Source organism: Propioniciclava sp. LT294 (assembly GCF_059516005.1).
On the sequence record NZ_JCAKNG010000008.1, the window covers coordinates 1 to 14,204 of the forward strand.

Here is a 14,204-nt window from a genome sequence, read left to right on the forward strand (position 1 = left end):
GTACAAGTCGACGGCCTGACGACGGAACTCCTCGGAGTAGTTCTTCCTAGCCATATCTCGGATCATCTCGCTTCCCCAGCACCAAGTGCTGGATTCAGCGTGTCCAAGAACCGGGGTCAGGCCCCGAGACCAACCACTGGGCGAGCCAGCCCGTCGAGCACTACCGTAAGAACCCGGTCCTCACCGAGGTCGGATCCAACTAACCGAGCCTCCACGAAACCCGGGGCGATTCACCCCAGCGATCAAGGCGAAACGCACGGTGGGCCCACTGGGGATCGAACCCAGAACCCACGGATTAAAAGTCCGTTGCTCTGCCGGTTGAGCTATAGGCCCCGCGACGGCCGAGTCTAGCGCCGCCTAGGCTGGCGATCATGAACCCTCCATCGTGGGGCATCCCCGTCCTGCTGGTCGTGGGCGTGCTGGTCATCGCCGCCGGCTGGTGGTGGGACCGCCCCCGCACCCGGAAAGGGGCCGAGGGGTTCACGACGGAGGACGACCTCCTGTCACACACCCCACCCAGCACGCTTCCGGACGCCGACCTCGCCGCCCTGCTGAGCGCGCGTGGAGCCGAACCGACGCTGCCCGGCGGGGTCGCGGACCGGGAGTTCCTCACCCACCCCCGCAGCGGTGTCGCCGCCGTCCGCGACCCCATCGTGGTGGTCACGGACGCCCCCCTCGAGGACGAGCGCCTCATCCTGTCCCTGCTCGACTCGGCCCGGGCACGCTCGCGCCCGCTCGTCCTCGTCGCCCCCGGGTTCGGCTTCGGCCTGCTCGGGACCCTGCGCGCCAACCACCTCACCGGGCGGGTGACCACGCTCCCGATCGAGTTGGCCGACCCCGACCTCCTGTCCCGGACGGCCGCGCTGTGCGGCACCGCCGTCACCCCGGACGCCGATCTCCGGTCCGGCTGGCTCCCCGAGTCGAGCCGCGGCACCGCTGCGTGGTGGGTCGCGGACATGGATGACTCCTGGGTCGAGGGTGCCCCGCCAGTCTCGACCTGACCTTCAGGTTTCTCAGGATCCCCGCTCGGGCCACCCCACCAGGGGGGACACCTCACCCGCTGGAGCCCCAAATCGCCGTTGACTAGGGACGACACCCACACCCCGTGCATGAATCACAGCGGTGACATTTTCGCCCCGTCGTCGGCGTGGCGTCTGGACTTCGGAGGTCGACCCCGTCCAACAGGCTTGCCACAAGCGGGTTCAGGCGCTTGTACTGACGTCGGTGGCTCGCGCCGGGCGCGAGCGTCACGGTGTGGTGCGAAGACGTCAGGGGGAAACGGTGAAGCGTGCGGGCAGGCTGACGAACGCGGTGGTGGGAGGCTGCGTGGCTCTGGCGATGCTGGGGACCACCGGCCTGGTCATCGCCGCGGTGGCGAACGCGAACACGACCATGACCGCCACCACCTGGGTCAACCTGCGGTCCGGCCCCGGTACCTCGAACACGGTCCTCACCGTGCTGGCACCATCGGAGGCCGTCACGGCCTCCGGCCAGACGTCCGGCGGCTGGTACGAGGTCACGACCTCCAAGGGCGTGACCGGCTGGGTCTACCAGAGCTACCTCAGAACGGCGGACACGGCGGCTCCGGCCGCCCCGCTCGCCGACACCCAGCCCGCGCCCACGGCGTCCGGCCAGGCCACCACGACGGCCGCCGTGAACGTGCGCTCGGGCCCCGGTACGGACTACGCCACGGTCGGCGTGGCCGCCAAGGGTTCCGCCCTCCCGACGACGGGGAAGACGTCGGGAGGGTGGACCGAGGTCGTCTGGTCCGGCCAAGCCCGCTGGATCTCGACCAGCTACCTGACGACCGGGACACCGACCACCAGCAAGCCGGCCGGCCAGGTCCGGACGACGGCGAACCTGTACCTGCGGACCGGCGGTGACACGGACTCCCCCTACACCGACATCCTGCCCGCCAACTCCGTGGTCGACACGACGGGCCAGACCACGGCCGAGTACACCGAGATCATCTGGTCCGGCCAGAACCGCTGGATCGCGACCCGTTACACCACGGCCGTCGCGACGACGGCGCCGGCCCCCGCACCGGCCCCGGCAGCCACGGGCACCGTGGTCGTCAACGTGGGTGCGCTGTACGTGCGCGCCACGTCGGCCGCCGATGGGACGATCGTCGGCACGGTCTACCGCGGGGCCACCCTGCAGACCACCGGCATGGAGGAGAACTCGCGCCTGCAGGTCATCCACGACGGCGTCGCGCGCTGGGTCTACGCGCCGTACACGATCGCCGGGGATGCCCCGGCCACGCCCCCGATCCCGACCCCGCTGGCCAGCGGAGCGGTCTGGGTGAACGTGGGCTCGCTCTACGTCCGGGCCACCTCGTCCGCCACCGGAAGTGTCGTGGCCACCGTGTACCGCGGCGACAAGCTGCAGACGACCGGCACCGTCGAGGGCGACCGGCTGCAGATCCTCCACAACGGCACGCCCGCCTGGGTCTACAAGCCCTACACGACCACCCAGGACCCGGGCACCAGCACCGCCCCGGCTCCCTCACCGGCGCCGAGCACGACCGTGTCGCTGCCGGGCTACGACCGCCTGAACGACAACGCCAAGAAGGCGGTGGCCCACGTGCTCGAGGCGTACCCGCTCATCCGCACCATCGGCGGCTACCGTCCCTCGAGCAACTACTCCTCCGACCACCCGAACGGGCGGGCCATCGACGTGATGGTGTCGGACTGGTCGCAACAGTCGGGCGCCGACTACGGCTGGACGATCGCCCGCGACTTCGCGGCCAACGCCCAGCAGTACAACATCACCTACATCATCTGGCGCCAGCAGATCTGGAACGCCTCCTACCCCGAGCGCGGCTGGCGCACGATGGAGGACCGCGGGTCGGCCACCGCCAACCACATGGACCACGTGCACATCTCGTTCCTCGACTGAGGGCTCAGGGCTCCACGGGCGCCAGGGTCGCGAGGAAGGCTGCCAGCGCCTCGTACGGCAGGTCGCCGGACACGATCGTGACGGCGTCCTCCCCGCGCGAGACGAGCGCACGGGTGCGCCCATCGTCGGAGAGCCGCCGCTCCCAGGTACGGCCCAGCCCGTCCAGCGTGCCCTCGGGGCGACCGTTGCGCGTCACGGACATCACGAACTGGTCGGGTGCGACGTCGCGCTGATCCAGGGCGACGTACCGCTGCTCGGGGCTCAGGAAGCCGAGCTGGAAGGTGTCCCCCACGGCCGGGTCGCCGCCGCTCACGGGGCGTCCGGCCGGCACGTAGCGGGCACGCGTCGCGATCCACCCCTCGGGCAGGTTCTCGGGCGCGAGCACCTCGTAGTCGGACTCGGCCGCCGCGCGCTGCGCGACCGGCTGCCAGTCCAGCGCCGTGACGGGCGGCTCAGGGTTCCGGGTGAACAGCTGCGTGATGAGGATCACGGGTACGAAGAGGACCGCCATGGCCACCAGCATGTGCAGGACCGTCGGGTTCGGCTTCTTCTTGGTGGTGGCCATGGCGGCCAGTGTCCCATGCGTCAGATGCTGATGTCCTCCAGCATGTCCGTGACGAGAGCCGCGATGGGGGACCGCTCCGAGCGCGTCAGCGTGACGTGGCCGAACAGCGGGTTCCCCTTCAGCTTCTCCACGACCGCCGCGACGCCGTCGTGCCGTCCCACGCGCAGGTTGTCGCGCTGGGCGACGTCATGGGTGAGGACGACCTTCGAGTTCTGCCCGATGCGGCTGAGCACGGTGAGCAGGACGTTGCGCTCCAGCGACTGGGCCTCGTCGACGATCACGAACGCGTTGTGCAGGCTCCGGCCGCGGATGTGCGTCAGCGGGAGGACGTCGATGACCTCGCGGGCGACGATCTCGTCCATCACGTTCTTGTGGACCACCGACCCGAGCGTGTCGTGGACCGCCTGGCCCCAGGGCGACATCTTCTCGTGCTCCGTGCCCGGCAGGAAGCCGAGCTCCTGACCGCCCACGGCGTACAGCGGGCGGAACACGATCACCTTGTCGTGCTGGCGCCGCTCCATGACGGTCTCCAGGCCCGACGCCAGGGCCAGCGCCGACTTGCCGGTGCCGGCCTTGCCACCCAGGCTCACGATCCCCACGCTCGGGTCCAGCAGCAGGTCGAGGGCGATGCGCTGCTCGGCCGAGCGACCGTGCAGGCCGAAGGCGTCCCGGTCGGTCTTCACCAGGTGCAACCTCTTGTCCGGGTGGACGCGCGCCAGCGCGGTCGAGCCGCCACCCTTGACGACGACGCCGGTGTGGATCGGCAGCTCGACGGCCTCGAGGACGGCGGTCGAGCCGGTGTCGTAGAGCTCGTCCATGGCCTCGGGCGCCAGGTCGAGGGAGCCCATGCCGGTCCAGCCGGTGTCCGGCGGCATCTCGTGGCGGTACTCCTCGGCGGCCAGACCCACCGCGGCGGCCTTGACGCGCAGCGGGAGGTCCTTCGTCACGAGGACCACGTCGCGGCCCTCGTGGGCGAAGTTCACCGCCACGGCCAGGATGCGTGAGTCGTTGTCCCCCAGCCGGAACCCGGCCGGGAGCCGGTCCACGTCGGTGTGGTTCAGCTCCACATGGACGACGCCCCCCGCGTCATTGACCCTCACGGGCACATCGAGACGGCCGTAAGTGATGCGCAGGTCGTCCAGGAAACGCAGCGCCTTGCGCGCGAAGAAGCCCAGCTCGGGGTGGTGGCGCTTGCCCTCCAGTTCCGTGACGACCACCAGCGGCACGACGACCTCGTGCTCGGCGAAGTGCATCAGGGCGTTGGGGTCGGACAGCAACACCGAGGTGTCGATGACGTACGTCCGCACCTTCGTGGGCGCGCTCGTCGCGGTGCTGGTCCGGGCGTCGGTGGCGAGATCGGTCACGTCGGTCCTTTTCGTCAGGGCCGGGTGACCACCACCCGGCCTGTCCGTGTGGTTCAGCCGAGGGCGTCCCGTGATCGGGGAAGAAGTCTCATGGAGTCCTCTCGAGGACATCAGTCCGTGGTGTCCTGATCTGACGGTAGGCGCGCCCGCGGCGCGTGCAGGCCAGACACGACGGAGTTCAACCAAAGTTCATTCAGGGTCGTACGGGCACAATGCTGCCCATGGGTCACGAGATCAGGCCGGTCGCGTTCGCACGCACCGACTTCCCGGCCAAGTTCGGCATCCCGCGCCAAGCCGGGTTGGTACCGCAGTTGCGCGCCAGGATCGTGTTCGTCCCCGAGTTCCGCACCCCCGACGCCGTGCGTGGCCTCGAGGGTTTCTCCCACGTGTGGCTGGTCTGGGGGTTCTCGGCCGTCGAACGCGACGGCTGGTCGCCGGTCGTCCGGCCGCCGCGGCTGGGCGGCGACACGCGGGTCGGCGTGTTCGCGTCACGGTCGCCGTTCCGCCCCAACGGGTTGGGCCTGTCCTCCGTCCGGCTGCTCGCGGTCGAGTCGGACGCGGCCGGCGCGCCCGAACTGGTGGTCGGCGGCGCCGACCTCATGGACGGCACCCCGATCTACGACATCAAGCCCTACGTGGCAGCCGACTGCCACCCGGACGCCCGGCTCGGGTTCACCGCCACCAACCCGGACCACCGGCTCGAGGTGGACCTGCCCGACCATCTCGCCGCGCTGGTGCCCGCCGACAAGCGGGAGGCCCTGCTGGGCGTCCTGGCCCAGGACCCCCGTCCGGCGTACCAGCGCGACCCGGAGCGCGTGCACGGGGTGACCTTCGCGGGCCTCAACGTCCGGTTCCGGATCGTCGACGGCGTGGTCCGGGTGGTCGAGGTGGCGGGCGACACGTCACTCGGGGGGACCTCGCGCACCAGCCGGCATCCCTAGGCTGGCCCCCATGGCCCTGCCCGAGCGTTTCCGTCCCGCAGTCTCTCCCCTGTCGGACCCCGGGCAGGTGCTGGTCGGCCCCACGTGGCGGATCACGATCCTCACCGAGCGGCTGCTGCGCCTGGAGTGGTCCGACGACGGCCAGTTCGAGGATCGCGCCACGCAGGTGGTCTGGAACCGCGACTTCCCACCGGTCCCCTTCGAACTCACCCGCGACGGGGACGGCCTCCACCTCACCACGCGCGGCCTCCAGCTCGCCTGGGACGGTCGGCGCTTCTCCCCGGGGGGCCTCCAGGTACGGCAGCCCGGCGTCCGCGACTGGCGCAGCGTGTGGCACTTCGGGGACGCCGAGACCGTCCAGGAGCGCGAGCCCGGCTGGCACGTCGGCAACCTGGGCGGCACCGCCCGCACCCTCGACGAGGCGGAGGGTGCCGTCCCGGTCGAGAAGGGCCTGCTGAGCGCCTTCGGGTACGCCACCCTCGACGACGCCGCTTCGCTGGCCCTCGACGAGGACGGCTGGCCCACCCCGCGCGTCGGGGACGTCGACCTCTACCTGTTCGTCCACGGCCACGACGCCCCGGCGGCCCTCCGCGACTTCCACGCCCTGACCGGACCCGCACCGCTCCTCCCCCGGTGGGCCCTGGGCAACTGGTGGTCGCGCTACCACGCCTACTCCGCCGACGAGTACCTCGCCCTGATGGACCGCTTCGAGCACGAGGGCCTGCCCTTCTCCGTCGCGGTCCTCGACATGGACTGGCACTGGGTCGACATCGACCCCCGCCACGGCTCGGGCTGGACCGGCTACTCCTGGAACACCACCCTCGTCCCCGACCCCGAGGCGCTGCTCGCCGACCTGCACGGGCGAGGGCTGAAGGTCTCCCTCAACCTGCACCCGGCCGACGGCGTCCGCTCGTTCGAGGACGCCTACGCCGCCCTCGCCGAGCGGTTGGGCCTCGATCCGGCCGACGGCGACCCCATCCCGTTCGACGTCGCCGACCCCGCCTTCATGGAGGCCTACTTCGACGAGGTCCTCCACCCCCTGGAGGAGCAGGGCCTCGACTTCTGGTGGGTCGACTGGCAGCAGGGCGGCTCGTCCTCGATCCCCGGCCTGGATCCGCTGTGGTTGCTCAACCACCTCCATTTCCTCGACTCGGGCCGCGACGGACGACGTCCGATCACGTTCAGCCGGTACGCCGGCCCCGGCTCGCACCGCTACCCGGTCGGGTTCTCCGGCGACACGGTGACGACGTGGTCGTCGTTGCACTTCCAGCCGTGGTTCACCGCGACGGCCGCCAACATCGGCTACGGCTGGTGGAGCCACGACATCGGTGGGCACATGTTCGGCGAGCGCGACGACGAGATGGTCGCCCGCTGGTTCCAACTGGGGACGTGGTCACCCATCAACCGCCTGCACTCGACGTCCTCTCCGTTCCAGGGCAAGGAGCCGTGGAACTTCGGCGGGCCGGCCGCCTCCGTCATGGCGGACGCGCTGCGCCTCCGCCACCGGCTCATCCCGTGGCTGTACACCATGAACGAGCGTGCGCACCGCCTGTCGGAGCCGATCGCGCGGCCCGTGCACCACCTCGACCCGCGCCCCGAGACGCTGCTGAGCGGCTCGGGCGCCTTCCTGTTCGGGACGGGACTGCTGGTCGCCCCGCTCACCACCCCGGCCGAACGGCGGACGCGGCGGGCCTCCGTCACCACGTGGCTGCCGGAGGGAACCTGGCACGACTGGTACTCCGGCCTGCGCTACACCGGTGGGCGGTTCGTGACCCTGCGGCGTCCGCTCGAGACGTACCCGGTGCTGGCGCGGTCCGGGACGATCGTGCCCCTCGTGGACGGCGACGACCTGTCCGTGGCCAACCCGGAAGCGTTGCTCGTCCGCGTGTTCGCGGGGGCGGACGGCGAGTTCGTGCTGTACGAGGACGACGACGCCGCCCAGCCGGCATCGTGCACCACGCGGTTCGCCTGGCATCAGGACGAGGGCGTCTTCACCATCGCCCCGGTGGTCGGGGACGCCTCGGCCATCCCGGCGAGGCGCCGCTACCGGGTGTCGGTGACGGGCCTGGCGCCGTCCGACACGACGTCCGCTGAGGGGACCACCAGCTACGACCCCGCGACGGGCACGGTGACCGTCGACCTCGGCGAGGTCGCGGCGTCCGAGGGGGCCTCGTTCGGCTTCGCGCCTGCACCCACGGCGTCCGACCAGCGCATCGACGAGCGGATCTTCGCGATCGTCCACGACCTGCAGGTGGGCTACATCGACAAACACCAGCTGTGCGCGTTCCTGGAGTCGACGCCCAGCACCCTGGCCCGCATCGCCGGCCTGGAATCCCTGCCGATCGCGCAGGACATCAAGGACGTCGTCCTGGAGGTGCTGCTCGCCGGAGCCGAGTAGCCCGGGGCCTGGAGTGGAGCGGTGAGCGGCCCGCGGTGTGCTGCATTTTGTGTCGGCAAACTACCGGGATGATGACCAGCTCTGCCGACACAAAATGCAGCACACCCCGGACCGCGTGGACCGTCGACGACGCCCGGGGTCACCGCCCGTAGCGACGCTCACGGGAGGCGTAGTCGCGCAGGGCGCGGAGGAAGTCCACGCGGCGGAAGTCCGGCCAGAGGGCTTCGCAGAAGTAGAACTCCGAGTGCGCCGACTGCCACATGAGGAAACCCGAGAGCCGCTGCTCGCCCGAGGTGCGGATGATGAGGTCCGGGTCGGGGTCGCCGGCGGTGTAGAGGTGCTGCGCGATGTCGTCGATCTCGAGGCGCTGGGCGACGTCGTCCAGCGTGGCGCCCTGGGCGGCCTCCTCGGCCAGCAACTTGCGCACCGCGTCGCGGAGCTCGTGGCGTCCGCCGTACGCGATGGCCACGTTGACCTGGAGCCCCGCCACCGACGCCGTGTCGAACTCGGCGGCACGCAGGGCGTCCGTCATGGTCTCGGGCAGCAGGGTGGGGTCGCCGACGAGCTTGAGGCGCCAGCGCCCGGTCTCGGCGAGCTCGACGAACAGCCGCTCGATCACGCCGAGCAGCGGCCGGACGTCGTCCTCGTTGCGCGCGAGGTTCTCGGTCGAGAGCACCCACAGGGTGACGACGCCGAGGCCGACCTCATCGCACCACTCGACGAACTGCTTGAGCTTGTCGGCACCCGCCTGGTAGCCCACCTCGTACGGCTGCCCGGGAGCGTTGAGGCGCGCCCAGCGTCGGTTGCCGTCGGCGAGGACGGCCACGTGGCGGGGCAGGCGTGTCCGGTCGATCTCGGCCAGCAGCCGCTGCTCGTAGGTCGAGTACAGCAGGCTGGCCGGGTGCAACCGATCAGCGAATTCCCGTGCTCGATCACCCCAGGACATGGCCGCAGCCTAGCGCCGGGGAGTCACCGGGCGACGACGTTGCGCAGGGGTTCTCCCGAACGCAGCCGCGCGATGTTGTCGTTGACGAGCTCATGGGACCCGTGGGCGCGCCCGCCCGCCGTGTGCGGAAGGATGACCGTGTTGGGTGCGTCCCACAGCGGCCCGTCGGACGGATAGGGCTCGGGCGTGACGACGTCCAGCCCGGCCCCGCCGAGTTCCCCGGCGTGGAGCGCCGCGATGAGGGCGTCCTGGTCGACGGTGCTGCCCCGGCCCACGTTGATGACCCAGGCCCGGTCCGGCAGCAACGCGATCCGGTCGGCGTCCAGCGCCTTGTCGGTGGAGGGGTCGGTCGGGAGCACCATGACCAGGATGTCCGTCTGGGGCAGCAGGCTCGGCAGGTCGGCGTCCGTGAACACCTCGAAGCCGGCCCGCTCCCCCGCCGTGGTGGCCACGCCGCGGACGCGCCCACCGACCGCCGCGAAGTTGCGCGCGACCTGCTGACCGATGGCGCCGAAACCCCAGACCAGGACGTTGGCGTCGATGATCGAGCCGACCCTGCCCGCCGGGTGCAACGCACGCCAGGCCCCGAATTCGTCGTGCTCCCAGCGTCGACCCCGCTGGGCCTCCAGCATGGCCGGGAAGCGCAGGATGCCGACCAGCGCGAGGGCGAGGGCAGCCTCGGCCACGGTCTGGCTGTGGAGGCCGGTGCCGTTGGTGATGGTCACCTCGGGACCGAAGCCGGCTGCCAGGACGCCGTCCGGTCCGGCGGCCATCGTCTGCACCCACCGCAGGTGGGACGCCTCGCGTGCGAGCTGGGTGGCGGCCGGCGAGGACCACCCCTGGAGGATCGCGGCGTCCGCGTCCAGGTGCTCGGCCGGGATGGGCTGGTCCTCGTCGATCGGGACGACCAGCACGTCGGCGGGCGGATCGAACTCGAAGGGGACGGCGGTCGTGGCGAGGATCTTCACGCTCTCCACCCTAGGGCGGCCGGGAAGCTCGTGCTTGCGTGTCCGACGGGCTCGGCCTACCCTTACCTACGTGACCGTAAGTTACGCATCGTCAAGTAATGGGCGGGGGCAGGAGACGCCCCGCCCCAAGCCGCGCCTGCGCGGCTGGTTCCACCTCGGCATGGCCCCGATCGTCCAGGTGCTCGGCCTGGCGCTGATGGTGGTCGCGTCGGACTGGGTCGCACGGCTAGCGGTCGCGATCTACCTGGTCGGAGCCACGATGCTGTTCGGCACGTCGGCCCTCTACCACCGCGGCACGTGGAGGCCCGGCCTGGAGGGGTTCCTGCGGCGCCTCGACCATGCCAACATCTTCGTCTTCATCGCCGGCACGTACACCCCGCTCGCGCTGCTCCTGCTGGACCGGTCGAACGCGACGATCCTCCTCGCGCTCGTCTGGGGGATCGCGGTCGCCGGCATCGGCTTCAAGCTCGGCTGGATGGGCGCCCCGCGGTGGCTCTACACCGGGCTCTACCTGGCCATGGGCTGGGTGGCGGTCGGCTGGCTCGTCCCGTTCTGGAACACCGGCGGCCCGCTCATCGTCCTCCTCATCATCGCGGGCGGGTTGATCTACACCGCCGGCGCCGTCGTCTACGCGCGCAAGCGTCCCGACCCCTCGCCCGCCTGGTTCGGCTACCACGAGATCTTCCACGTGGCGACGGTCGTCGCGGCCCTGTGCCACTTCGCCGCGATCGCGATCATCACGCTGCGCTGAGGCGTCGGGGCCGCCTCAGGCCCGCGACCAGAGCGCCGCGCGCAACGCCTGCACCGTGGACGCCGGGGGGAAGGCCACCTCACCCCGGCGCACGTGGACGACCTGCTCGAACGGGACGACCTCGTGCTCGTCGTACTCGTCGCCCCCTTCGTCCCCGTCACCCTCACCCGCCGTCCGGACCTCGGACACCTGGCCCGATCCGCCCACGCGGGCGTGGGTGAGCTTGGCGAGGTCGGAGGCGCCGACACTCACCGGTGCCACCTCTGCGGGGGAAAGCCCCCCGGCGTGTCGCGAACCTTCCTGAGTGTCGTCACCCGCGTCGACCTCGAACCACGACAAGAACTCCGTCCCCGGACGCCCCGACACCACGACGGTGCCGGCCGGCGCCATGCGCCACGCGGCGCGGGCGGCATCGTTCAGCGGGTCCCCGGATTCGTCCAGCACGACGGCCACCGCCGGCCGTAGCCCCTTGCGTGCATCGTCGGACATCAGCAGGTCCGTCAGGGCCGCCGATGCGTGGCGCGGCCCGGACGCGACGATCCCCCACGTCGTCCTGGCCGCCGCGTCCGCGCGGGCGACGAAGTCGGGACGCCCCGCGAGCAGGCCGACGGTGCGCAGGGCCGTGACGAGCGTCATGGTGCCGGAGGGGGTCGGATTGTCCTGCACGTCACGCGGACGGGAGAACAGGTCGCCGGCAGGTGCGTCGAAGAAGCCTCCGTCCTCGGCGCCGAACAAGACCACGGCCTCGTCCAGCAGTTCCACCGCCCGGTCGAGCCACACCGACTCACCCAGCACGCCGGCCAGCAGCCCGTAGGCCTGGGCGACCGCACCGTGGTCCTCCGCGACGGCCCGCGCGGTCCCGGCCCGGCCGTCCAGCGACGTCCGGACGAACCCGTCCTCGGTGCGGTGCACCGACCACAGGTACTCGGCCGCCCTGACGGCCAGGTCCAGCCACGGTCGCTCGTCGAAGACCAGGGCGGCCCACAACAGGGACTCGACCATCCAACCGTTCCAGGCGGCCACGACCTTGCCGTCGCGCGGCGGCGCGAAGCGGTTCCCGCGCACTGCGAGCAGCCGCGCCGCCACCGACTCGAGGCGGGCCACGTCGGGCGCCCCGCGCAACTGCAGCGTGGAGAGGCCGTGCTCGAACGACCCGTCCTTGGTCACGTGGAAGACCGAGCTCGCCCAGTCGGCGTCCTCCTCGCCCAGCGCGTCGGTGAGCAACGACGGGCTCCACACGTAGTAGATGCCCTCGTGCGCCATCCCGCGGATGTCGGCGGAGTCGGCGTCCAGCGAAGCGGCGAACCCGCCGCCCTCGACGACCATCTCCCGCTCCAGCCAGCCCACGATCCCACGGACCACGCGCTCGAAGAGCCAGCGCAGGCCGGTCTCGTGCTGGGGCGTCCGCCGCCAGCCGCGCACGTAGGAGCCCAGCAGCAGGGCGTTGTCGTACAGCATCTTCTCGAAGTGCGGCACGACCCAGCCGGCGTCGACGGCGTAGCGGTGGAACCCGCCGCCCACCTGGTCGTGGATGCCGCCGCGGGCCATGGCCTCGAGCGTCCGCTGGGCGAGGTCGAGCGTGCCGGCCTCCCCCTTGACGAGCAGGGCGTCGACCAGCATCGGCGCCGGGAACTTCGGCGCGCCCCCGAAGCCACCGTGCAGCAGGTCGAAGTCGGCGCTCACCTCGTCCAGCACCTCCCACACCCCGGGCGGCGCGGAGGCCGTGGGCAGGGCGTTGATCTGCGCCAGTTGCTCCACGATGGTGGACGCCGAGGCCACCACCTCGTCCTGACGGTCACGCCAGGCCTCGCCGAGGGCGCCGACCACTTGGGTGAAGGACGGCAGGCCCTGGCTGGGCTCCGGGGGGTAGTACGTGCCCGCGAAGAACGGCCGACCGTCGGGCGTGGCGAAGACCGTCATGGGCCAGCCACCCTGCCCCGTGAGGGCCTGGGTCGCGCGCAGGTAGACGGCGTCGACGTCGGGGCGCTCCTCGCGGTCGACCTTGATCGCGACGAAGTGCTCGTTCACCAGCGCTGCGGCCCCGGCGTCCTCGAAGGACTCGTGCGCCATCACGTGGCACCAGTGGCAGGCGGAGTACCCGACGGAGATCAGGACGGGCACGTTGCGCCGACGGGCCTCGGCGAAGGCGTCCGGACCCCACGGCCACCAGTCGACCGGGTTGGCCGCGTGCTGGAGGAGGTAGGGGCTGGTCTGATCGGCGAGGTGGTTCGCCATCAGGTCTCGGGGTGCTCGTCGCGGCCCGTCGGACGGTCGTCGTCCATCCGCGGCGCGTGGACGTCGACGCCCTCGTCACCCGAGAACCGTGCGGCGCGCTTGAGGTGGCGACGCATGCTGAACCACAGCACCAGCAGGAGGAGCATCAGGACGACCGACGCCCCCAGGGGCGCCCAGCTCGGGGCGAGTTCGCGCCCTAGATCGAATAGAACCACGTGTCCACCCTATCTGCGGAATGGGATTCGACCCCGGCGAAGAGGTCCTCCTCGGGGAACGTCGTCGCGACGCGGGACATGACCAGTTGGTAGTCCTCGGTGGGCCACGCCATCTGCTGCACCGTCAGCGGCACCGCGAACCAGAAGCCGTCGGGATCCACCTGGGTGGCGTGGGCGCGCAGGGCATCGTCGCGGACGGGATAGAACTCGGCGCAGGCGATGAACGTGGTCAGGCGCTCAGCCTGTTCCGTGTCCTCGGGCCAGTTGGCGAGGCGCTCCCGATAGGGCGACTCCAGACCGTGCTCGTGCATGGCGGCGTCCAGGGCGACGGCCCGCTGGCGGTGGAAGGTCATGTGGTAGTAGAGCTTGGCGACCGGCCAGGGCGCCCCCGCGACCCGGGCCGCGGAGTCCGCGGCCATGGCGACGGCACGGACGGTGACGCGGTGGGTCTGGATGTGGTCGGGGTGCGGGTACCCCCCGTTCTCGTCGTACGTCGTGACGACGTGCGGGCGGAACTCCCGGATGATCGCGGCCAGCGCGGCACCCGCCTCGTCCAGGTCGGCCAGCGCGAAGCAGCCGTCCGGGAGCGGCGGCAGCGGGTCACCCTCGGGCAGGCCGGAGTCGACGTAGCCGAGCCACCGCTGCTGCACGCCGAGGATCTCGGCGGCGCGGGCCATCTCCGCGACGCGCAGCGCGGCGATGTTCGCCCTGTTCTCCGGGGTGTCGAGCCGCGGGTTGAGGATGTCGCCGCGCTCCCCGCCCGTGCACGTCACCACGAGCACCTGGACGCCCTGCGCCCTGTACTTCGCGACCGTGGCGGCACCCTTGCTCGCCTCGTCGTCCGGATGGGCGTGAACGGCCAGGAGGCGCAACGGCTCCCCGGCGGAGTCCACGCGTGTCTGCGGAAGGTCAGCCATGCCGGC

Annotated in this window: 12 protein-coding genes and 1 tRNA gene; 5 read left to right on the forward strand and 8 right to left on the reverse strand. The window is 71.3% G+C overall.

From position 1 onward, the window contains the following. Positions 1–260: 260 nt before the first annotated feature. Positions 261–333 (reverse strand) — tRNA-Lys (locus AC5YDA_RS11075). 38 nt (positions 334–371) lie between these two features. On the opposite strand from AC5YDA_RS11075, the gene AC5YDA_RS11080 reads away from it, so the two are divergent. Continuing rightward, entirely contained in the window at positions 372–1,001 is a 630-nt protein-coding gene (locus AC5YDA_RS11080; RefSeq protein WP_496188564.1) for a hypothetical protein, read from the forward strand. A 325-nt stretch (positions 1,002–1,326) separates the two neighbouring features. Beyond that, positions 1,327–2,898 (forward strand): SH3 domain-containing protein, encoded by a 1,572-nt coding sequence (locus AC5YDA_RS11085; protein ID WP_496193021.1) that lies wholly within the window; start codon positions 1,327–1,329, stop codon positions 2,896–2,898. 4 nt (positions 2,899–2,902) lie between these two features. Here AC5YDA_RS11085 and AC5YDA_RS11090 read toward each other — a convergent pair whose 3' ends face one another. Both AC5YDA_RS11090 and phoH2 read right to left on the reverse strand, forming a co-directional pair. Then, positions 2,903–3,463 carry a DUF4245 domain-containing protein gene (locus AC5YDA_RS11090; RefSeq protein WP_496188562.1) on the reverse strand — a complete coding sequence of 187 codons (561 nt, stop codon included), beginning with the start codon at positions 3,461–3,463 and terminating at the stop codon, positions 2,903–2,905. Between the two features lie 20 nt (positions 3,464–3,483). After that, a complete protein-coding gene (phoH2, locus tag AC5YDA_RS11095; RefSeq protein WP_496188561.1) occupies positions 3,484–4,827 on the reverse strand; it encodes an RNA 5'-3' helicase PhoH2 in 1,344 nt (447 codons plus the stop codon). A gap of 221 nt (positions 4,828–5,048) precedes the next feature. Between phoH2 and tsaA the strand changes: the two genes are divergently transcribed. Beyond that, positions 5,049–5,768, forward strand: a complete 720-nt coding sequence (tsaA, locus tag AC5YDA_RS11100) for a tRNA (N6-threonylcarbamoyladenosine(37)-N6)-methyltransferase TrmO (protein ID WP_496188560.1) — start codon at positions 5,049–5,051, stop codon at positions 5,766–5,768. A gap of 10 nt (positions 5,769–5,778) precedes the next feature. Further along, on the forward strand, positions 5,779–8,166 hold the full coding sequence (locus AC5YDA_RS11105; protein ID WP_496188559.1) for a glycoside hydrolase family 31 protein: 2,388 nt from the start codon (positions 5,779–5,781) through the stop codon (positions 8,164–8,166). A 139-nt stretch (positions 8,167–8,305) separates the two neighbouring features. Here the strand turns inward: AC5YDA_RS11105 and AC5YDA_RS11110 are convergent, their stop codons facing one another. Further along, entirely contained in the window at positions 8,306–9,112 is an 807-nt protein-coding gene (locus AC5YDA_RS11110; protein WP_496188558.1) for an isoprenyl transferase, read from the reverse strand. Positions 9,113–9,135: 23 nt separating this feature from the next. After that, positions 9,136–10,080, reverse strand: a complete 945-nt coding sequence (locus AC5YDA_RS11115; RefSeq protein WP_496188557.1) for an NAD(P)-dependent oxidoreductase — start codon at positions 10,078–10,080, stop codon at positions 9,136–9,138. Between the two features lie 70 nt (positions 10,081–10,150). Here AC5YDA_RS11115 and trhA point away from each other — a divergent pair, with 70 nt between their 5' ends. After that, positions 10,151–10,831, forward strand: coding sequence for a PAQR family membrane homeostasis protein TrhA (trhA, locus tag AC5YDA_RS11120; protein WP_496188556.1), 681 nt, complete (start codon positions 10,151–10,153; stop codon positions 10,829–10,831). Positions 10,832–10,846: 15 nt separating this feature from the next. On the opposite strand, the gene AC5YDA_RS11125 is transcribed toward trhA, so the two are convergent. Genes AC5YDA_RS11125 through mca form a run of 3 tightly spaced genes read right to left on the reverse strand, consistent with a single transcriptional unit; the run spans position 10,847 to position 14,198 of the window. Next, positions 10,847–13,066 carry a thioredoxin domain-containing protein gene (locus tag AC5YDA_RS11125; RefSeq protein ID WP_496188555.1) on the reverse strand — a complete coding sequence of 740 codons (2,220 nt, stop codon included), beginning with the start codon at positions 13,064–13,066 and terminating at the stop codon, positions 10,847–10,849. Further along, positions 13,066–13,281, reverse strand: a complete 216-nt coding sequence (locus AC5YDA_RS11130) for a hypothetical protein (protein ID WP_496188554.1) — start codon at positions 13,279–13,281, stop codon at positions 13,066–13,068. The genes AC5YDA_RS11125 and AC5YDA_RS11130 overlap by 1 nt, the downstream gene beginning before the upstream one ends. Beyond that, positions 13,263–14,198, reverse strand: a complete 936-nt coding sequence (gene mca, locus AC5YDA_RS11135; RefSeq protein ID WP_496188553.1) for a mycothiol conjugate amidase Mca — start codon at positions 14,196–14,198, stop codon at positions 13,263–13,265. The genes AC5YDA_RS11130 and mca overlap by 19 nt, the downstream gene beginning before the upstream one ends. Positions 14,199–14,204: the final 6 nt, after the last annotated feature.